This window comes from Nostoc sp. JL33 (genome assembly GCF_017114985.1).
Lineage (GTDB): Bacteria > Cyanobacteriota > Cyanobacteriia > Cyanobacteriales > Nostocaceae > Nostoc.
Genome location: NZ_JABXKP010000026.1, coordinates 108,215 through 127,530 on the forward strand (window position 1 = coordinate 108,215; position 19,316 = coordinate 127,530).

General features: G+C 43.3%; 20 protein-coding genes and 1 pseudogene. 14 read left to right on the forward strand and 7 right to left on the reverse strand.

The features are described from left to right. Positions 1 to 496 precede the first annotated feature (496 nt). Positions 497 to 2,719, forward strand: coding sequence for an FdhF/YdeP family oxidoreductase (locus HWQ23_RS06395; RefSeq protein WP_292825166.1), 2,223 nt, complete (start codon positions 497 to 499; stop codon positions 2,717 to 2,719). 346 nt (positions 2,720 to 3,065) lie between these two features. On the opposite strand, the gene HWQ23_RS06400 is transcribed toward HWQ23_RS06395, so the two are convergent. The 4 genes from HWQ23_RS06400 to HWQ23_RS06415 form a co-directional block, all read right to left on the reverse strand. Continuing rightward, complete coding sequence (locus tag HWQ23_RS06400) at positions 3,066 to 3,503, reverse strand: orange carotenoid protein N-terminal domain-containing protein (protein ID WP_292825169.1); 438 nt, start codon at positions 3,501 to 3,503, stop codon at positions 3,066 to 3,068. 401 nt (positions 3,504 to 3,904) lie between these two features. Beyond that, positions 3,905 to 4,222, reverse strand: coding sequence for a type II toxin-antitoxin system RelE/ParE family toxin (locus HWQ23_RS06405; RefSeq protein ID WP_292825172.1), 318 nt, complete (start codon positions 4,220 to 4,222; stop codon positions 3,905 to 3,907). Beyond that, positions 4,219 to 4,485: a prevent-host-death family protein gene (locus tag HWQ23_RS06410; protein WP_292825175.1), complete on the reverse strand. Its 267-nt coding sequence runs from the start codon at positions 4,483 to 4,485 to the stop codon at positions 4,219 to 4,221. Before HWQ23_RS06410 ends, HWQ23_RS06405 begins: the two co-directional genes overlap by 4 nt. Before the next feature lie 279 nt (positions 4,486 to 4,764). Next, positions 4,765 to 5,946, reverse strand: coding sequence for a serine hydrolase domain-containing protein (locus HWQ23_RS06415; RefSeq protein WP_292825178.1), 1,182 nt, complete (start codon positions 5,944 to 5,946; stop codon positions 4,765 to 4,767). A 143-nt stretch (positions 5,947 to 6,089) separates the two neighbouring features. Between HWQ23_RS06415 and fdhD the strand changes: the two genes are divergently transcribed. The 7 genes from fdhD to HWQ23_RS06450 all read left to right on the forward strand — a co-directional run bounded on the left by fdhD (position 6,090) and on the right by HWQ23_RS06450 (position 13,606). Next, a complete protein-coding gene (gene fdhD, locus HWQ23_RS06420) occupies positions 6,090 to 6,929 on the forward strand; it encodes a formate dehydrogenase accessory sulfurtransferase FdhD (RefSeq protein WP_292825181.1) in 840 nt (279 codons plus the stop codon). Between the two features lie 412 nt (positions 6,930 to 7,341). Continuing rightward, positions 7,342 to 9,081 carry an RluA family pseudouridine synthase gene (locus tag HWQ23_RS06425; protein ID WP_292825184.1) on the forward strand — a complete coding sequence of 580 codons (1,740 nt, stop codon included), beginning with the start codon at positions 7,342 to 7,344 and terminating at the stop codon, positions 9,079 to 9,081. Between the two features lie 339 nt (positions 9,082 to 9,420). Then, positions 9,421 to 10,470, forward strand: a complete 1,050-nt coding sequence (locus tag HWQ23_RS06430; protein WP_292825187.1) for an aliphatic sulfonate ABC transporter substrate-binding protein — start codon at positions 9,421 to 9,423, stop codon at positions 10,468 to 10,470. Between the two features lie 155 nt (positions 10,471 to 10,625). Continuing rightward, entirely contained in the window at positions 10,626 to 11,747 is a 1,122-nt protein-coding gene (locus HWQ23_RS06435; RefSeq protein WP_292825190.1) for an LLM class flavin-dependent oxidoreductase, read from the forward strand. 127 nt (positions 11,748 to 11,874) lie between these two features. Then, positions 11,875 to 12,084 carry an RRXRR domain-containing protein gene (locus HWQ23_RS06440; RefSeq protein ID WP_292825193.1) on the forward strand — a complete coding sequence of 70 codons (210 nt, stop codon included), beginning with the start codon at positions 11,875 to 11,877 and terminating at the stop codon, positions 12,082 to 12,084. A 102-nt stretch (positions 12,085 to 12,186) separates the two neighbouring features. Further along, a complete protein-coding gene (locus tag HWQ23_RS06445; RefSeq protein ID WP_292825195.1) occupies positions 12,187 to 12,861 on the forward strand; it encodes a cysteine dioxygenase family protein in 675 nt (224 codons plus the stop codon). Continuing rightward, the gene (locus HWQ23_RS06450; RefSeq protein WP_292825198.1) at positions 12,845 to 13,606 is read left to right on the forward strand and encodes a class II aldolase/adducin family protein; all 762 of its coding nucleotides are present in this window, start codon (positions 12,845 to 12,847) and stop codon (positions 13,604 to 13,606) included. Before HWQ23_RS06445 ends, HWQ23_RS06450 begins: the two co-directional genes overlap by 17 nt. Positions 13,607 to 13,861: 255 nt before the next feature. Here the strand turns inward: HWQ23_RS06450 and HWQ23_RS33390 are convergent, their stop codons facing one another. Next, on the reverse strand, positions 13,862 to 14,032 hold the full coding sequence (locus tag HWQ23_RS33390) for a hypothetical protein (protein WP_334882783.1): 171 nt from the start codon (positions 14,030 to 14,032) through the stop codon (positions 13,862 to 13,864). 19 nt (positions 14,033 to 14,051) lie between these two features. Here HWQ23_RS33390 and HWQ23_RS06455 point away from each other — a divergent pair. Both HWQ23_RS06455 and HWQ23_RS06460 read left to right on the forward strand, forming a co-directional pair. Next, positions 14,052 to 14,903 (forward strand): annotated as a pseudogene (locus HWQ23_RS06455) (sulfonate ABC transporter substrate-binding protein); the annotation flags it as partial. 342 nt (positions 14,904 to 15,245) lie between these two features. Next, positions 15,246 to 16,067 (forward strand): NADPH-dependent oxidoreductase, encoded by an 822-nt coding sequence (locus HWQ23_RS06460; protein WP_292825204.1) that lies wholly within the window; start codon positions 15,246 to 15,248, stop codon positions 16,065 to 16,067. Positions 16,068 to 16,181: 114 nt separating this feature from the next. Here HWQ23_RS06460 and HWQ23_RS06465 read toward each other — a convergent pair whose 3' ends face one another. Together HWQ23_RS06465 and HWQ23_RS06470 are read right to left on the reverse strand one after the other, a co-directional pair. Further along, entirely contained in the window at positions 16,182 to 17,165 is a 984-nt protein-coding gene (locus HWQ23_RS06465; protein ID WP_292825207.1) for a hypothetical protein, read from the reverse strand. 365 nt (positions 17,166 to 17,530) lie between these two features. Continuing rightward, positions 17,531 to 17,695: a hypothetical protein gene (locus HWQ23_RS06470; RefSeq protein WP_292825296.1), complete on the reverse strand. Its 165-nt coding sequence runs from the start codon at positions 17,693 to 17,695 to the stop codon at positions 17,531 to 17,533. Here HWQ23_RS06470 and HWQ23_RS06475 point away from each other — a divergent pair. The 4 genes from HWQ23_RS06475 to HWQ23_RS06490 all read left to right on the forward strand — a co-directional run bounded on the left by HWQ23_RS06475 (position 17,633) and on the right by HWQ23_RS06490 (position 19,294). After that, positions 17,633 to 17,833 (forward strand): hypothetical protein, encoded by a 201-nt coding sequence (locus HWQ23_RS06475; protein ID WP_292825302.1) that lies wholly within the window; start codon positions 17,633 to 17,635, stop codon positions 17,831 to 17,833. The two genes, HWQ23_RS06470 and HWQ23_RS06475, sit on opposite strands and share 63 nt — an antisense overlap. 255 nt (positions 17,834 to 18,088) lie before the next feature. After that, a complete protein-coding gene (locus tag HWQ23_RS06480; protein WP_292825210.1) occupies positions 18,089 to 18,502 on the forward strand; it encodes a XisH family protein in 414 nt (137 codons plus the stop codon). Further along, positions 18,490 to 18,837, forward strand: coding sequence for a XisI protein (locus HWQ23_RS06485; RefSeq protein ID WP_292825212.1), 348 nt, complete (start codon positions 18,490 to 18,492; stop codon positions 18,835 to 18,837). The genes HWQ23_RS06480 and HWQ23_RS06485 overlap by 13 nt, the downstream gene beginning before the upstream one ends. Before the next feature lie 229 nt (positions 18,838 to 19,066). After that, the gene (locus HWQ23_RS06490; RefSeq protein ID WP_292825215.1) at positions 19,067 to 19,294 is read left to right on the forward strand and encodes a hypothetical protein; all 228 of its coding nucleotides are present in this window, start codon (positions 19,067 to 19,069) and stop codon (positions 19,292 to 19,294) included. The last annotated feature ends 22 nt before the right edge of the window (positions 19,295 to 19,316 follow it).

Here is a 19,316-nt window from a genome sequence, read left to right on the forward strand (position 1 = left end):
ACTGTGGCAGGGATTTTTATTTGAACTACTACGCCCAAAACTAGAGAAGCTGAGACTGGGTGCTAGCTTTAAAGATTTAGGAAATATTATCTGTTGAAAGTAAAAGCGTAAAAAATTAAAGCTGTAGTTAATAATGTTCCTCCTTTGATAAGTAACGCTTAAGTTGTTGTGCTTACAGCTTAAGCGTTACTTATTAATGCTCAAGGTGTTGTTACTAATGTTGAAGCCGTAGTCGCTACAGCTCAAGGTGTTGTTACTAATGTTGAAGCCGTAGTCGCTACAGCTCAAGGTGTTGTTACTAATGTTGAAGCCGTAGTCGCTACAGCTCAAGGTGTTGTTACTAATGTTGAAGCCGTAGTCGCTACAGCTCAAAGTGTTGTTACTAATGTTGAATCGGAACGAGCCTGATTGCGAATTGCGAATTGTTCATCTGCCGCTACTCATTTGCTACTCAAAACGGTAGCCTGGAAGAACTCAGCAATTCACACATAACATCATGTTACCTAAACCCAAAAAGCACTGGACACCTTCAAATTGGGCAAGTTGGAAGCCTTTCGGGATTGGCGAACAGTACCCGAACAACTATTGGGAAGTCTTTCGGGCAATCTGGCTGTCTCGTGACAAACTACCCTATGCGTGGAATATTCTCGATAAAGGTGTCTGTGATGGTTGCGCTCTCGGAACAACCGGGATGAAAGATTGGACTTTAGATGGCATTCATCTGTGCAATGTTCGGTTGCGGCTGTTGCGGATGAATACGATGCCAGCTTTTGACCCTGTGATATTGGCGGATGTATCGCAGTTACAAAAGCAAAAAAGTGCCCAATTACGAGACTTGGGAAGGCTTCCGTACCCGATGATTCGTCAACGAGGGGAAAAAGGCTTTCGCCGTGTTAGCTGGGATGAAGCTTTAGAGGTAATTAGCGATCGCATCCGCACGACTACACCAGACCGCCTCAGTTTCTATGTTACCAGTCGCGGTACTGTCAACGAAACTTATTATGCTACCCAAAAAGCTGTGCGGGCAATCGGAAGCAATAATATTGATAACGCTGCCCGCATCTGCCATTCTCCGAGTACGGCGGGACTGAAAGCTGCTCTCGGTGCAGGGGCTACTACCTGTTCTTATAAAGACTGGATTGGAACTGATTTATTAGTCTTTATTGGCTCCAATGTTGCCAATAATCAGCCTGTTACCGTTAAATATCTTCATTACGCCAAGAAAGCTGGCACTAAGATTGTAGTTATTAATACTTATCGTGAGCCAGGAATGGAGCGCTACTGGGTGCCCTCAATTGTGGAAAGTGCCGTTTTCGGTACAAAGTTTGCCGAAGACTTCTTCTTAATCAACATGGGCGGGGATATAGCATTTTTGAACGGCACAATTAAACATATAATTGCTAACAACTGGGTAGACGAGTCATTTATTAACTTACACACAGTTGGCTTTGCCGAACTTAAAGCATCGTTAGAAAGTCAGTCTTGGGAAGAATTAGAGCGGCTTTCTGGGACATCCCGTGAAGAAATGTACGCCTTTGCCAAAATGGTCAAAGAAGCGAATAAAGCTGTATTTGTTTGGAGTATGGGCATTACCCAGCATGAATGCGGCGAAGATAATGTGCGAAGTATCATCAACTTAGCTCTCACCAAAGGTTTTGTCGGTCGAGAAGGCTGCGGTTTAATGCCAATTCGCGGTCACTCTGGGGTGCAGGGTGGTGCAGAGATGGGATGTTACGCGACAGTATTTCCTGGTGGTAAACCCATTACTCCAGAAAATGCTGCCCAATTGAGTCAGCATTGGGACTTTGAAGTGCCAGCAAGTAAAGGTTTAATTGCTCCAGAAATGATTAACGCTGCACATCAAGGGGAATTAGATGTGTTGTTTTCCGTGGGAGGAAATTTTTTAGAAGTGCTGCCAGAACCGGATTATGTCGAAGCGGCGTTGAAGCAAATACCGTTGCGGGTACATATGGATATTGTTCTCTCCAGCCAGATGTTAGTGGAACCTGCTGATACTGTGGTGCTTTTACCTGCGACGACTCGCTACGAAATACCAGGGGGAGTCACAGAAACTAACACCGAACGCCGGGTAATTTTCAGTCCAGAAATTCCGGGGCCGCGAATTGGAGAAACGCGTCCAGAGTGGGAAGTATTTTTAGAATTGGCAAGGCGGGTAAAACCAGATTTGGCAGATAAGCTGGCTTTTGCTGACACAGCTGCTATCCGTCAAGAAATTGCTCAAGTCGTTCCCGAATATGCAGGTATTCAACACTTACAGCAAGCTGGTGATCAGTTTCAATATGGCGGCTCACATTTATGCTTTGGCTGGAATTTCCCTACAGCCGATAGGAAAGCACACTTTGGCGTATTATTGCCAGCAAAGAGAGAATTACCAGAGGGTAATTTCTTATTAGCAACGCGGCGAGGCAAACAATTTAATAGTATGGTGCAGGAACGTAAGGATGCAATTACTGGGGCAGTGCGAGAGGCGGTGTTAATGAATGCTGCTGATGCGGCACAGTTGGGTTTAAAAGATAGCGATCGCGTCATTCTCAAGAATGATTTAGGCGAGTTGTTCTGTCAAGTCTATATTGCGCCAATTCAGTCAGGTAACTTGCAAGTACATTGGCCAGAAGGGAATGTGCTACTAGATAAAAGTAAGCGATCGCTCGAAGGTGTTCCTGATTATAATGCGATCGTGCGGTTGGAAAAAATCTAAATCAAGTCTCATTTTCCCAATTTATTTCAACCACATCTATTCTAGGGGCACAGCATTGCACATTGGTGTCAACTTAAGCGATTTTTCGCTTAAGTTGGCTTCCACGCCCGCCCAGAAATAAATTTCTTTGGCTTTTAGCTAAAATCTACTCAAGTAGACTAAAGATTTTTCGGATTATCCAGTCATATGAAGATGACTTGAGCTAAAAGCCAAGGAACTTCAGTTCCTTGTGGGACATGGGTTTTACGTTAAGTTGACACGTATGAGCTTTTTCTGTGCCCCTACAGGCTGATCTATTTACTTTCAGTTATCCCCAATTCTAGATATTGAGAGTTTTTGGACTTAACTAACCGAACGCCTGCACCACACTCAACATAAAATTAACCCGTTGCTCAAACTCTAGCTTTTTGATCAATGCGACAAATTCATCCGTTTCACCAGGTAGTTGATAATCGGACGGCACTTGAATGACGCTTCCATTGTCCATTCCTTGTGCTAGCAGTAGCCAAACGTCTAATTTGGCATTGGGGCTTAGACTATTATAGGTTTGGTTTGCACCATTAATAATGTCCCGTTGTGCTTGCAGTTGATCTTCTTTAGACAACTCTTGGATTTGGTCGAACACTGCTTTACCTATAGCTTCTACGCTTTCAGGAGGTGCCGGGTTTAGCTGTTCTTTAAGATCGAGGTAACCGAACCAGAGTAGGGCTAGCTGAGTATCTACATCAAAGCCTTGAAAAGTTTCTAAAGCTGGTTTTGTTGCTTCATCAGCTGTGTAAGTCATAAAAAACTCCAACTAAGTAGGGTATTCTGATTTGTTCAGTTACTGGGAAAATTTGCTTTCAGTAGCTTCATATAACTTAACGAACAAATGAAGATGGATAACCCTACTTAGGGTATGAATAGCACTTACTACATAAGACAGATATAGATAACTGAGGTTGCTAGTTACAAAAATGCCTGCTTTGATGTATATGAAAGCTAAGTAACGTCTTTGACTCTAAGCGATCGCTCCAAGGAGTTCCTGATTATAATGCGATCGTGCGTCTGGAAAAACAAACCTGATATTAACGATTTCCCACTGCTACGCTCAACTTAATATCACCTCAAAACTAGCAGCCATGTCCATCGCCTGGGCAGTTGCTCTGGACGCACACGGAGAAGCGATCGCAACGCTGACAAAAATTACTCAGATTCTTCACCTAGATAAGATTGGCGACTATTGCGAACATGAAGAATTGCTACAACATTTTCTTCAACGATAAACAAAACTCGATATTTTCTTCGTTTTCCAACCCAGAGTTGCCGAATTTCACGACCAATCACTGATGCTTCTGGTGCTATGCTACAGCGATTAGGAAATTCTTGAAGTGAAGCGATCGCGTCTTGAAGTTCGTAATACCAGTTGTTGGCTACTTCAGCACTCAGGTTGTCGCACATCCAACGATAGGATGTTTCGATTTCTTGAAAGGCAGTGGGTTGAATGAGAACCTGGTAACTCATGGGCGAGGCGGAATGCCAAGTTTGTGTTGTAGGGTTGCCAAGCCTTGCTTTGCAGGAATTCCTTCACCCTGCTCAAACTCATCTAGTCCTTTACGAATACCTACTATTGTTTCTAGGTAATCAATGCGTTCTAAGAGTTCTCTGTATGTGGCTAGTGGCTGTTTTGGGGCTGTTTTGAGTGATTTCAAAAACCCAAGTAGATCCTCTAGCACTTCGTTTGGAGTGTTGTCAATTTCTTGTAATAGCAATTCTTTAATCGTCATTACAGTTAATAGATGAAATTTATGTTTCTAGTATAGCGATACCTGCGGCAGTAAACTACGCACCCCCGAAATTTTCCCAGAAATAAGAAATAGAATATGTAGATTTAATTTAGAAAATATAACATCTCTTGTTGTTTATTTTCTATCATGAGAAACGTGTAGTTACTATTTTATTAGAAACACCAATTATTAAGAACTGAATATTGACCCAGAAATTTTATCAGACCAGTAGGGTGAACATTATAATGCCAGCCCTACAAGCATAATTACAAATTAGTATCAATGATTCTCGACAACCTCTAGACCTGTCCTAGCTACTGATTTAATATCAACATCCTGATTGTTTAGCAGCACTATTATGGTGGTATTTTGATTGGGGAGATATGCAAGCAATGTTACGAAGCCATAAGCTGTACCACTATGCCCAATTGCTTTTGCTAAAGGAGATGAAAACCGTTCTACACCCAACCCATAGCTATAGCCTTCGCCATGATCTTTAAATTTCAACATTTCTTTGATCATCTTCGAGGAAAGTAAGGTTTTTTTGACAAATAAGGCTTTGGCAAACTTGGCTAAATCCTCTGCTGTTGAAACTAATCCACCATCTCCTAAACCATTTCCATCATTGACTTTGGCGTAGCTATCTAGCTTACCATGCTTATGGCGATCGCCATAACCTGTAGCTACTTCTCCAATTGCCGGTTCGCGCAATTCCGTGAAGGTATGTTTTAATCCCAATGGTTTTAAAATCTGACTGCGGATGGCTTGTGCGAGAGTTCCCCTAGTGATATTTTCAACAATCAGTTCCAAAAGAATGTAGTTGCAATCAGTATAAATAAATTTTTCTCCAGGATTTGCCTGTGGTTGCTCCCCGTACATATACTGAATAGCTTCTCTGGCTGTCCAAGGCTGTGAGCGACTTCTTTTCGCTGTAGCTTGAATAAACTTTTTTGTATCTAGGTATTCAGCAACACCACTGGTGTGGTTGAGCAGTTGACGAACAGTAATTTTGTCGCTGTTGATAATATGAGGACTGATGTCTCTTGGTAAATAGGTTGCGATCGCCTGATCTAATTGTATCTTCCCTTGCTCGACTAATTTCAGCACAACCACCGCCATAAAAGTTTTACTCATACTGGCAATAGAAAAGCCATCTGTGGGTTTCATCCGGGTTTTAGTTGACAAGTTATTCACACCAGATGCTCCCAGCCAAGAACCTTTAGGTGTAGAAATATACATTACTGCACCAGGGATTTTCTCTTCTACAACTATCTGATTTAAAAGTCTTTGTAGTTGAGAACTTTTTCCTACGGTGGAGGTAGACATGACTTGTTTAGCAAGAGATTTTTCAATTACTCTCTGACTAATGTTATTAGCCACTAAGTATCCTGTAAAACCAAGGGAAATCACAAAGACTATTGCAAATAAAATTTTTCTGAAAGCCAAAAATCTTAGGTTCATTTTACTTACTAAACAGAAACCGAGCCAATCTAGCTCAACTGCACAAAGTAGTTGGTGAGCATCAACCTGACATCTGATATACAAATAGCATTACTTTGTTCCCAGATTAGTATCAAAATTTAAATTCACCAACTCTCATAAAAATGAAAATGGCAACTAAAAGCAAGACAAAAGCCACTGTCTGGGTTGTGGAAAATGGTAAAATGCGATCGCGTTTAGACCAACTCACCACTGAAGAACCTTTAGAAATTCGCCTCGTCCCTCTCCAGAAGACGGTAGCTGTAACAATGCGGACACCAGGGGCAGATTTTGAACTAGCTGCTGGTTTCCTCTACAGTGAAGGAGTCGTTAGCCGCAGGGAAGATATCCGACGTATCAGTTACTGTGTGGATGAATTGGTGGATGGTGAACAGCGCCATAACATCGTAAATGTAGAATTGCGGGATGGCTTGATTCCAGACTTACAGCCTTTGGAACGTCATTTCTACACTAGTAGCGCCTGTGGGGTGTGTGGTAAAGCTAGCCTTGAGGCTTTGCGTATGCGGGGATGTCCAGTGATTCCTTCTGGCCCAACGGTAACACCTGAGATTATTTATAGCCTACCTGATAAGCTCCGGGCTGCTCAAGGTATCTTTACTGCTACAGGGGGTTTGCACGCTGCGGCTATTTTCGATACTCAAGGACAACTGTTAAACCTGTGGGAGGATGTTGGGCGACACAATGCTTTGGATAAATTGATTGGTACAGCTTTGCTCAGTGACGAGTTACCTTTAAATAATTGTATTGTCCTAGTCAGTGGACGCTCTAGTTTTGAGATTTTGCAAAAGTCTACAACTGCTGGAGTTCCTATTGTTTGTTCTGTTTCCGCTCCTAGTAGTTTAGCGGTATCTGTCGCCAAGGAATTCGGAATTACCTTAATTGGATTCCTGCGCGGGGAACGGTTCAATATTTACACTGGTTTGCAAAGAATAAACGCTGCTTAAGAACACGGATTTAATAAAGATAGGACTTACGCATTAACAAGAAATACCAAATATGAATCAAGGTTAAAAACCATATCTTTCGTAAGGGCACAGCATTGCTGTGCCCCTACAGCATGATCTATTTACGTAGTTTACCGCCGTAGGCATCGCAGGATAATTAATAAAAACCTGAAAATGTCTGTTTAAAAAAGGCGATCGCATACGGGAACATCTCAATGAGTGTAAAAAGCCTTGTAAAACCTCACTCCAACCCTCTCTTTGTTAAGGAGAGGGAGCAAGAATCTTGTTTCTCATCTGGTATATTTGCTTTCACTGAGATACTCCGATCGCATACCCGCCCAATCTAGGCGATCGCACTACCTTGCTACTATGTCAGATATTAGGATTAGCTAGATTTGTAATCATACTTTGTATGGTAGTTCTGCACGCACTTTCAGATTTCATCAACAGCGATTTTGCTGTTAGCGACTCATCTTGTAATTATTATTACGAAGGGCGTTGTCCTCAAAGTGGCGGTCGCCTGAAATTACCCCGCACCTCAATATCGGAAGCGATCGCTCAGGGACTAATGCAACATATTAGCAATAATGACTGTTATTCTCGTGAAGGCAAGATGTATGGAATACTATTGGTTGAACTGCCTAATGGCGAACAACGAATACTCAAAGCCTTCTCCGGTCTTTTGAATGGTTGCAGTGTGGTTGAGGGCTGGGTGCCGCCAATTCCAGGACGAGACGAAGTTGCTTTAGAGGAAGCCCGCACTTTGGCACAGTTGGACGCGATAAAGCAAGAACTCCTTACCTTGAAGCAACTCACCGAACGCCAGCAGTACCAAACCCTGGTTGATGAGTTTGAGCAACAATTACAAGCAATGAGCGATCGCCATCGCCATTGCAAACATCAACGACAAAAAAAACGTCAGCAAGTCTGCAATACACTCACTCCAGAAGCACTGACTATTGCTCTTGAACAACTCGACGAAGAGAGTCGTCAGCAGGGAATTGAACGGCGGCAACTTAAACGCCAGCAAAATGCAGTATTACAGCCCCTGCAACAGTTAATTGCAGCAACGGATGCGCGAATTAGCGAACTCAAACAACAGCGTAAAACACTGTCGCGTCAATTGCAAGCTCAGATGCACACTAGTTACAGCCTGACTAATTTTTCCGGGCGATCGCAATCATTACAGCAATTGATGCCAGGAGGTTCGCCCACTGGTACAGGAGACTGTTGTGCCCCAAAGTTGCTCCATTATGCGGCAACACATAATCTCAAACCACTGGCAATGGCAGAATTTTGGTGGGGTGCATCTTCCGTAAATCAGGATAAAATTCAGGGAGAGTTTTACGGAGCGTGTGCCGAGCGATGTCAGCCATTGATGGGCTTTTTGCTCTCAGGATTAAAACCTATTTCAATCCCTAATAGGGATTTTCACACAACAAGCCCACTCTTGTTAAATAGATTAACACATTTGCGTAAATCCAATGTGTTTGACTCCCCAGCTTTCTCCCCTATTAAAGGAGAGATCCCCATTCTTTATGAAGACGAATGGCTGATTGCTGTAAACAAACCTGCTGGGCTACTTTCGGTACCTGGTCGTTATCGCGATCGCCAAGATAGTGTCTTGAGTCGCTTACGTCATCTTAGGGCTGATGGCATGGCGCTTGCATCTGTGCATCGTTTAGATCAGGAAACATCTGGTATTTTGTTGTTGGCACGCGATCGCCAAACCCATCGCCAACTTAGCCAGCAGTTTCAGCAACGCCAGATTCACAAGGTTTATGAAGCCATCCTTTCCGGTGCTGTGACAGTTGACCAAGGTGTGATTGACCTGCCATTATGGGGAGATCCGGAAAATCGCCCTAATCAAAAAGTTGATTGGCAGCACGGCAAACCTAGCTTGACACACTTCCAGGTAATGGCCACAGAAGGGGACTACACCCGCGTAGAATTTACGCCGTTAACAGGACGCACCCATCAATTAAGGGTTCATGCGGCTGATACGCAAGGGCTTGGGGTTACTATTTTAGGCGATCGCCTTTATGGATGCTGTGCAGTTACCAGTCGGTTACATCTGCACGCCAGAGAACTGAGCTTCGAGCATCCGCAGTTAGAAAAAACCCTGCATTTACAAGCAATTACGCCCTTTTGACGGATCAGATCAAACCCCAAGAACCCCAAACAGCTAAAGCTGGGCTTTGTCTACCCTAACAGCTAGCCTATTGCTTTTTAAATTTGTATGTGATAATTTCTGGTTGTAGTACATTCAACGGTTATCCGACCGACTTGCCGTATTTAGAGGAACTAAGATCACAGCTAAGAGACTTCCCAATAAAAAATATCCAACTACTGATTGTGAGACTACCCCACCAGATTAAATGATTTATTTATTCCTTGAAAATCCTTAATGAGCGGTAAAGACGAGAATGCTGGAGTTGGCCTCTAGACTCTCATTCTGATCTTTTCTTTAATAAAAGGAGTAATAAAAAAGTTGTTGAATCAGTTCAAAAAGTTCTTATTTTTATTGCCACAACACTCAGTCAAGTCCCTTAGTGCCTTATGGGTTGCTAGTTCCTGGCTAGGTTTGTTGATTTCTGGCTGCGCTCCCAGTAACTCTGCAAATACTGACACTGCTCAAAATGTCAGTAACCAGACTCAAGAGAAAACTAGTCTGATTCGTCTAGGATACCAAAAGGGAGGTGTGGTACCAATTGCACGTCAACGAGGAGAGTTAGAAAAGAAGCTTGCGGCTGAGAATATTAAAGTTGAATGGGCTGGTCCCTTTGACCGATGTGCTACCTTACTCCAAGCAATTAGCGCTAATCAAGCCGATCTAGGCGGGTGCGGAGACATCCCTGGATTGTCAGCTATTGCTGCCGGTCAGGAGCTTTGCATTGGGGCTGTCCAGCGTCCCAGACCTGAATCATTAAGCAGTGCGATCGTAGTCCGTGGCGATTCTCCTATCCGTAAACCCGCTGACCTAGTAGGTAAAAAAGTTGCTGTCAATCAGGCTGGTGCAGGTGAGTACCTGTTATTAAAAGTATTGGAAAAAGAGAACATTTCTAAAGATAAAGTTCAGCGCATTTTCTTAGCTCCAACTGATGCTGCACCCGCCCTCTACCAAGGAACTGTGGACGCTTGGGCAGTTTGGGAACCATATATCTCAGTTGCCGAATTAGAGCATGGTGCTAGGAGAATCACCACAACCCATCCAGCGCCTACTTACAGTGTAATGCTTGTGCGTAATCAGGCTGCGGCTAAATCTCCAGAAGCCGTGAAAGCTGCTTTTACCGCTTTAGGCGAGGAATACGATTGGTTGAATGTAAATACGGCAAAATCAGCCGAATTTCTAGTCAAGGACATCAAAATCTCCCCAGCCGTAGCCAAGCGGGTAACTGAGAATCAAGGGCCACAGCTACTTGTCGCACCTAATGCTGATGACGTTGCCAAAATTCAGAAGACTGCTAACTGGATGCTAGAGCAAAAGATTCTACCGAAAAGAGTAGATGTTGCTGCGACTATTTGCCCCACGGTTAAGTAGGAGCAGGGGAGCAGGGAGTGGGGAGTGGGGGGAGAAGGGGGAGCAAGGGGAAAAGGGGGAGAAGGAAAATAACCATGCCCAATGCCCGATTCCCAATGCCCAATGCCCAATGCCCCATTTCCAAATAAGGTTTGTAATTTTTGAGGTAATGCAATATGCCGATTGAATTTATTGGGATGATTGGAACGCGACAAATATCTGAGTTAGATAGTCCGACAGTTTCGATCACGGGCGGTTCGATAGATCCCGCCTATGTCCGCAAGTTTGCTAAGGCACATGAGGATGGAGGCTTTGATCGGGTACTGGTTGGTTATGGCTCAACTGGCCCCGATGGCTTAACTGTGGCTTCGTTCGCAGCGGCGGCAACAGAACGGTTGAAGTTTTTAATCGCCCACCGCCCTGGTTTCGTGGCTCCTACACTCTTGGCACGCAAGACAGCAACTTTGGATCATTTTACTAATGGTCGCATTGCTGTACACATTATTACAGGTGGCAGCGATGCCGAACAGCAACGCGATGGTGACTGGCTTGACCACGATACTCGCTATCGCCGTACAGATGAGTACCTCGATATCGTGCGCCGGGTGTGGACGAGTCATACTCCCTTCGACTATGAGGGCGAATTCTACCGTGTGAAAGATGCTTACTCAGATGTGAAGCCTTTACAACAGCCGCACATACCTTTGTACTTTGGTGGTGCTTCTGGTGCAGCAGTACCTGTAGGTGCAAAGCATAGTGATGTCTACGCCATGTGGGGAGAACCGATTGCGGCGGTTAAGGAACGGATACGCGAAGTAAAAGCCGTAACACCACCAGGGCGATCGCCACGGTTTAGTGTCTCACTGCGACCGATTCTAGGTGATACTGAGGAGAAGGCTTGGGAACGGGCGCACTCAATTCTCTCCCGTGTTAAGGAAATTCGGGCTGCAAAAACAGAAAATCAGCTACCAGTAAATGCCTACTTGAATTCAGCACGTCCGCAAGCAGTGGGTTCCAGTCGTTTATTACAGTTTGCCCAAGAAAGCGAAATTTTCGATAAGCGCTTGTGGACGCCAATTGCCGCCGCTACTGGTGCTTATGGTAATACTACGGCCCTTGTTGGTACACCGGAGCAAGTAGCAGAGTCCCTTGTGGATTATTATGATGCAGGGGTAACTACTCTATTGATTCGGGGATTTGATCCATTAGGAGATGCGATCGCTTACGGTCGTGATCTGATTCCGCTAGTCCGGGCAGAAGTGCAACGCCGGGAGCGACAAGCCACTGTTGTCGCTTAGAAATTTCCAATTAAAAAATACCCCACAAGATTGAATAATTTATTTATTGGAAATCCCTTAGCTGAAGATTGGATGATTGATTTTTTGGTAGTCTTTTAACAACTTTAATTCGTAAGGAGTATCATACATGAGCAAAGTATTTATTCTCGATGCCAACCAACAACCGTTATATCCAGTACGCATCAGCCGTGCTAGGCTGCTCTTGTCACAAGGTAAAGCTACCGTATTCCAGCGATATCCCTTTACTATCATTCTCAAGGAGTCCCTTTCTCATCTAAAACTTGAGCAACTTGGCTTCAAGATTCACCCTGGCATTAAAATAATTCGTAATTCGTAATGACGCTCTCTACCAGACGCGCTCTCTACGCGGACTCGTTAACTACAAATTACGAATTAGTAATTAGTTAATCTTAGTCGCCTCTCAAAACGAGGAATATAGATGACGAACCACACGATCTTGGAACCATTGCCAGAAGACCAATGGTTTACCCTGAGCCAAGAACTACGATCCTTTGTAGCAACAGTGCGTGAAATTAGCGCTAGCACTGTTGACGATCGCACACAAACTCTCGCTAGACTAGAACCCTATTTTCAAGAGCTGCTTGCCCAACAGGAATGGCTACCTGAAAAGTGTGCCCAAATCAATCTTGAAAGCAGGATGGGCGGCGGTATTGGTCAGTGGCTACTTTATCGCGCCAAAGACCGTTCCCTCTCAGTCTTCAGTTTGGTGATTCCCCCAGGTTCAACAACTCCCATCCACGACCATTTAGCCTGGGGATTGATTGGTTTATACAAAGGCAATCAAGAAGAAACAGTCTATCGCCGTGTAGATAGCGGTGATGCCGAAGGACACGCACAATTACAAGTAACTGAAGTGCGATCGCTTCAAGCAGGCGATATCTACCGCCTGTTACCCCCAGATGGTGATATCCACGCCGTCAAAACCACATCCCAGAGCGCATCTGTATCTATCCATCTTCTCGGTAATGATACTGGTTGCATCTTGCGTCACCAGTTTATAAGAGAATCTCATAGTGTCAAATCCTTTCGCTCTGGATATTCCAACGCTCCCTGTAAAGAGGAAGAGGAAAAAGAACATGCCCAGGTACGATAGACCACAACCCCCTGTATTCGAGCGAGTTGAAGACGAACGTCTGCACCGTAAGCAACGCCTAGCTGCTGCCTTTCGCCTGTTTGGTAAATTTGGGTTCAGCGAGGGAATCGCAGGCCATATTACGGCTCGTGATCCAGAATTTACAGACCATTTCTGGGTTAATCCATTAGGGACATACTTCGGTCATATCCGAGTTTCTGACCTGCTGTTGGTTAACAGAGAAGGTGAGGTGGTTAAAGGCGATGCTCAGGTGAATCGAGCTGCTTTCGCCATCCATTCTCAGATTCATGAAGCTCGAACTGATGTGATCGCGGCGGCTCACGCCCATTCACTTTATGGTAAAGCCTGGTCTAGTTTAGGTCGTCTCCTTGACCCCTTGACTCAAGATTCTTGTGCTTTTTATGAAGACCATGCCTTATTTGATGATTTTACAGGTGTTGTTTTAGAAACTTCTGAAGGTCAGCGACTGGCGCAAGCCTTGGGGCCAAACAAAGCCATAATCCTGCGTAACCACAGCATTTTAACCGTGGGACATACAGTAGATGAAGCTGCCTTTTGGTACATTAGCTTAGAGCGATCGTGCCAAGCCCAACTGCTGGCAGAAGCTGCGGGTAGACCCACTAGTATCAAACACGAAACAGCCCGTTTAACACAAACTCAAGTGGGGTCACATACAAGTGGGTGGTTCAGTTTCCAGCCACTTTACGACAGGATTGTGCGCGAAGAACCTGATTTACTGAATTAGTGCTGTGCTTTTTGGCACTAAGACTCTGTTGTATCAGTTTGCCTACCTTGAACAAGGAGCTTAAGCTCCTTGTCTGGTTAATTGAGATGGTGGCTGGATCTGGGCAGCTAAATTTATTTATATACTCCGGTAAACCTATAAGTTTATAGTATTTATATAGTTCCAAGAAATCATTTTGATGATTAACCAAGCCTTTTGCCGTTTAATTAGCAAGTGGATATCGTTGATAAAATTCAGGAATATCCCCTTTAACAATCAACATAAATTATTCTTCTCTTCTTCTTTGCCAATAGTGGGGGCTTTTGTTACAGGGCTGTTTTTGAGCGTGCTATTTGCCGCCTGTTCATCGACATCGACTGTTAGTTCTCCTAATCCCAGCGCTACATCTGTTGGCAATTCTGCTTCCAGTAAAGCAACAGTAGTCAAATTTGGTTATCAAAAATCGACCATTTTGCTTAGAACTAAGGGTGTTTTAGAAAAGCGTTTGGCACCAGAAGGTATCACTGTAAAGTGGACTGAATTTCAAGCGGGGCCCCAACTACTAGAAGCGATGAATGTGGGTAGTATTGACATCGGCCCTGTAGGAGAATCACCACCAATATTTGCCCAAGCAGCGGGGGCATCACTAACTTATGTTGTTGGTACTGCTGCTAGTCCGGCTGGTTCAGCAATTCTTGTTCCTCAAAATTCACAAATTCAAAAAGTTACTGAGCTTAAAGGTAAAAAAGTTGCCTTTCAAAAAGGCTCTAGCGCTCACTTATTGTTAGTCCAAGCTTTAGAAAAAGCCGGGTTAAAATATACAGACATTGAACCTAAATATTTGGCTCCGGCTGATGCCCGTGCTGCATTTGTGAAAGGGAGTGTGGATGCCTGGGTAATTTGGGACCCCTTCTATGCAGCAGCTCAAGAGGCAACTAAAGCCAGAGTCCTGATTGATGGCACAGGGATTAATAAACAGGGAGGATATTATTTGATGACTCGCAAATTTATCAGTGAAAATCCCCAAACTGTCAAGACAATACTGGAGGAAATTCAAAATCTAGAAGAATGGTCTAAACAGAATCGAGAAGAAGTAGCGAAAACTCTAGCACCTGTGTTAGGAATTGATCTAGAAACGATGAAAAAAGCAACTAATCGGCGGACTTTTGGTCTTGTACCAATTGACGACAATCTGATAAATCTACAACAAGGTGTTGCAGATACATATTATAAATTGAAGTTAATTCCCAAAGAGGTAAATGTGAAGGATGCAATGTTGACAAAAGAAGAATATGCTGCATTTTCACCAAAAACTTAAACTAGTACAATAGACCTCTTGCAAAAATCCTTGAATCACCCCTCCCCGATGTATTGGGGAGGGGGCAAGATTTCAAGTTTCCCCCCAATATATCGGGGGGATTAAGGGGGGTCTATTCGACTTATGCAAGAGGTCTAATGAATTGGCTGTAAGAGGATGTTTGAAAAGTACTAGGCGAATAGAATTCGCTACTACACAAAGCAAAGTCCACCTCCGTGGACTAATACACTCATCAAGGGTTTTTAACCCACCTCCGTGGGTGGCGGTCTTACATCCCCATCCTGTAGAGGTCTGGGGTATTACGTCGTCCTGATAAAATATCTGAAAATTTTGGAATTGATTATGACTAATCCTACAGAACTGCTGCGATCGCGCTACGGTGAAATCCCCTTCAATCCCGAAATTCAATGGAATGATTCGCTGACAGCATTACTATCTCACCGTTCAATCCGGTCTTACCTATCTGATCCTTTACCACCGGGAACTCTGGAGTTACTAATTGCAGCCGCCCAATCTGCATCTACTTCCTCTAATTTGCAAACCTGGAGTGTGGTAGCAGTCGAAGATGAACAGCGCAAAGAGGAGTTATCTAAGCTAGCGGGAAATCAAGCACATATTAAGCAAGTGCCTTTATTCTTGGTTTGGTTAGCAGACTTAGCGCGTCTAGCTCGTGTTGCTGACAGTCGCGGACTATCTCATGATGGTTTAGAATACTTGGAAATGTTTGTGACAGCAACAATCGATGCAGCTTTGGCGGCACAAAATGCAACAGTCGCAGCCGAGTCACTCGGTTTGGGAACAGTATATATCGGTGGAATCCGCAACCACCCGCAAGAGGTAGCAGAGATATTGAATTTGCCCTCCTCTGTGTATGCTGTATTTGGGTTGTGTGTGGGTTATCCGAATCCTGAAGTAGAAGCAGCGATTAAGCCAAGGTTGCCCCAGTCAGCTGTGCTGCACCGTGAAACCTATAAATTGGCAGAACAAGAAGAAGCGATCGCTCACTACAACGACATCATCAAAGAATTCTATACTGAACAAAAGATGAATATTGCTGGTGATTGGTCAGAACACTCAGCCCAACGGATCGCAACCGTAGAATCACTCAAAGGACGCGATCGCTTGCGTGAAGTTCTGAATAACCTCGGCTTCAAATTGCTGTAAACAACAACAATCAAGCCGTAAGAATAATTTAATACTGAATTGAAAGGCGATCGCACGAAGATTGAACTAATTATCAGATAGAGATCAGATAGAGATGCGATCGCCTCACTCGTTTTACTTCCTGATTAACTCGTAATTCCAGGTATAAAAACCGATTTGATTGGGAACTCTAGAGAATCGCCCTGTGCGATAACCCCGCGATAATTCCTTCTGCACGCCGCCTTTTACCTGTTTAAGTTCATGTTCATCAAGTTTTCCATAAAGCCCTTCAATGATTTCATTAATACTGAAAATTTTTGAAGAATTTTGTTCTAAAAAATTGGAAATGCCATCAATCAAAATTAGCCCTTCAAATGCTTCAAGCTTTGGTATTTTTTGAGGTTTTGTTTCCCGAAACGAGTTGTGATTTTTGTGCTTGTTTTGCCCAAACAAATTTTTAGTTTGATTAGAGGTAAGCAAACGTGAATCTAGAGTATAATACCCAGGCTTCCCTTTAACAAATGACCAATTATGGGTTTCTCTACTCTGGGTAAGTGAAGATTGAACTCGATTTTTAACTAGTTTGAAGATATCTGGCTCTAGTTCTCCATAGAGCGATCGCACGATAACGTCGATGTGAACAATTGTGCCAATCTGTTCTGCCAACAGCCGTTCAATCGCTTCGGCACGGCTTAAAGATTGATACTCTGGCAACATAACAATCTCTACCCCAGATAGCGATCGCTGTTGAGTTGATGTTTCTATAAGTGGTAATATGGGTGGTGGTAATTCCAGAGTATCAGTAGCTGCGTCAAATTCTCCAGACTCGGAATCGTCCAATTGCAAGAGTTGAACAGGGCTAGGTTCTTCCAGTTTAATATCAGAGTTATCAGTGAGAAATAATAACGAACTTTCTTCTTTTTGAGGCTTGAATTGTTTGTCGGCTACCTCCGAGGCAAAAGACCAGTTAGATAACAAAGCTTCTACGTGAGTGAGATTGGCTTTGGCTTGGGTATATAGTTTTTCGTACTTTTCAACTTTGGGTGCGTAGTAATCTCGCAATGCTAACAGTGGCTCTAAGGCGCTTTGGGGAAGCTCTAAGGGGAAGGGACTATCCATAAAATTTAAAGTTATTTAATTTTTCTTTTCGCCTGTTCATCTAATACCGCTCGAACTTGAAATGGAATACTAGTAATATTTATCACATATAAACTTGACACTTTAAATTAAGGGTTCGCATTTTCTAAACTAAACGATATTTGGCTTTGCTCCCAGCATACCTGCCCAATTCCAGGGCGTAGTTTGCCGTCGTAGGCATCGCACTTATAATTATACCGATGGTATTCGAGTGTTTTAGCAAGTGTTTGAATCGCGTGTGAGTTCTATAAGTTCTAGTGAACTACCCAACACCCATCTGAATACAGATTGGGTGCGGGCTTCCGGTTTCATCGACAAATGCCTTTCCACTTTGCAGTTTATTGGTCTTACTTGGCCTCGACTCGGCAAGAACTCTCTTTCCCTCCGTCCAGAGATAATATCCGAATGCCTTCTGTTCTTATGTTCTGGCTGGCGTTTCCATTACGATCATGATCAGTATCGCAACTCGGACAATCCCATTCTCTGATATCAAGTGGCGATGTATCTATGATATGCCTACAACAGGAACAGGTTTTAGGACTGGGGAAAAATCTACCTATTTCTATATCAAGCGATCGCTGTTTAGTAATCTGCCACATTTGTTGTTGATGGTTGGGTTTACAGTATTATTTTTTAAACTCATGATTTAAACTGCAATCGCTAGTTCAATTTTCATCAAATCAAAGGCGGGTATCATTTCAAGCTCTGCGATCGCCTAAAAATGATTGATGCAAAGCGATCGCAATCTTGTAACTCGGACGATCGCGGATGCTATACACCATAGGTTTTTCGTGCATAGCGTTGGCGATGGCGCTGAAGGTTTTGAGTCTGTCAAATTTTAGCTAAAATGTTCTAGTGCCATGATTTATTAGCGATCGCTCAAGTTCCTCAACGCAAACCATAATATGGCAAAAGATTTGTATCACGAGCAAGTTAAACGCGCTCTAGAAAAAGACGGATGGCAAATAACTCACGATCCATACGAATTGCGTATAGGTGGGGTTGAAATGTATATAGACATTGGGGCGGAACAGATGATCGCTGCCCAAAGGGGAAATGATAAAATTGCGGTTGAGGTGAAAAGTTTTATTAGTCCCTCAAGGATTTCTGATTTTCATTTGGCGCATGGACAGTTTTTAGATTATCGCTATGCTTTAGAAGATGAAGATCCAGAGCGAATTTTATATTTAGCAGTACCTCGTTTTGTTTATCAAACCTTTTTTAACTTAGCTTTTATTAATAGTGTGGTACAACGCAGTCAAATTAAACTTTTAGTTTATGACTTAGAAAAGGAGACGATTGAGCAATGGATAAAGTAGCTCTCTACAGGCAATATATTCAACAACTAATCCAAGCAAAAGCCGATCGCTCGATGAAATCAGCAAAGGATAAAGATGTTGAGGCTCAACCTATTTTTGATACGGAGCGCAATCGCTATCAATTAGTGTATGTGGGTTGGAAGCGGAACGATATCAGGGATTATGGATGTTTGCTACATTTGGATATTAAGAATGGCAAGATTTGGATTCAATATGATGGTACGGAAGATGGTATCGCCTATGAGTTATTAAAATTAGGTGTACCACATCAAGATATAGTTTTAGGTTTTCAACCTGCTAGGGTGCGCTCTGATACGGAGTTTGCTGTAGGTTAGGTTTAAATATTGATTGATGAATAGCGATCGCTAGTTCAATTTTCATCAAGTCAAAGCCGGGTATCATTTCAACCTATGCGATGGTCGCTTTGCGAACCGGCGAAGCCATCGCGCCATTCAGAACTAATATTACAGCATACAGAAGGTTTTGAGTCCGTCAAATTTTAGCTAAAATGTTTTAGTGCCATGATTTATTAGCGATCGCTCAAGTTACTCAACGCAACCCATTATGTTACAAACAATTCAAGGAATATACAGGAACGGCAAAATCGAATTAGCTGAAGTGCCACAAAATATTACTGAAAGCCAAGTTTTTGTAACTTTTTTAACTTCTAAATCAGTCAGTTTAGATAGTGAACTTATGTCTTTTGGTATGTTTTCAGGTTCTCAGCAATCCACTGAGTCTGATTTCAAAGATGCTGAGTTTCATGGCGATGCTGACGAGGCTCTGAGTTAGACATGAATCTTTGAACCTCGCA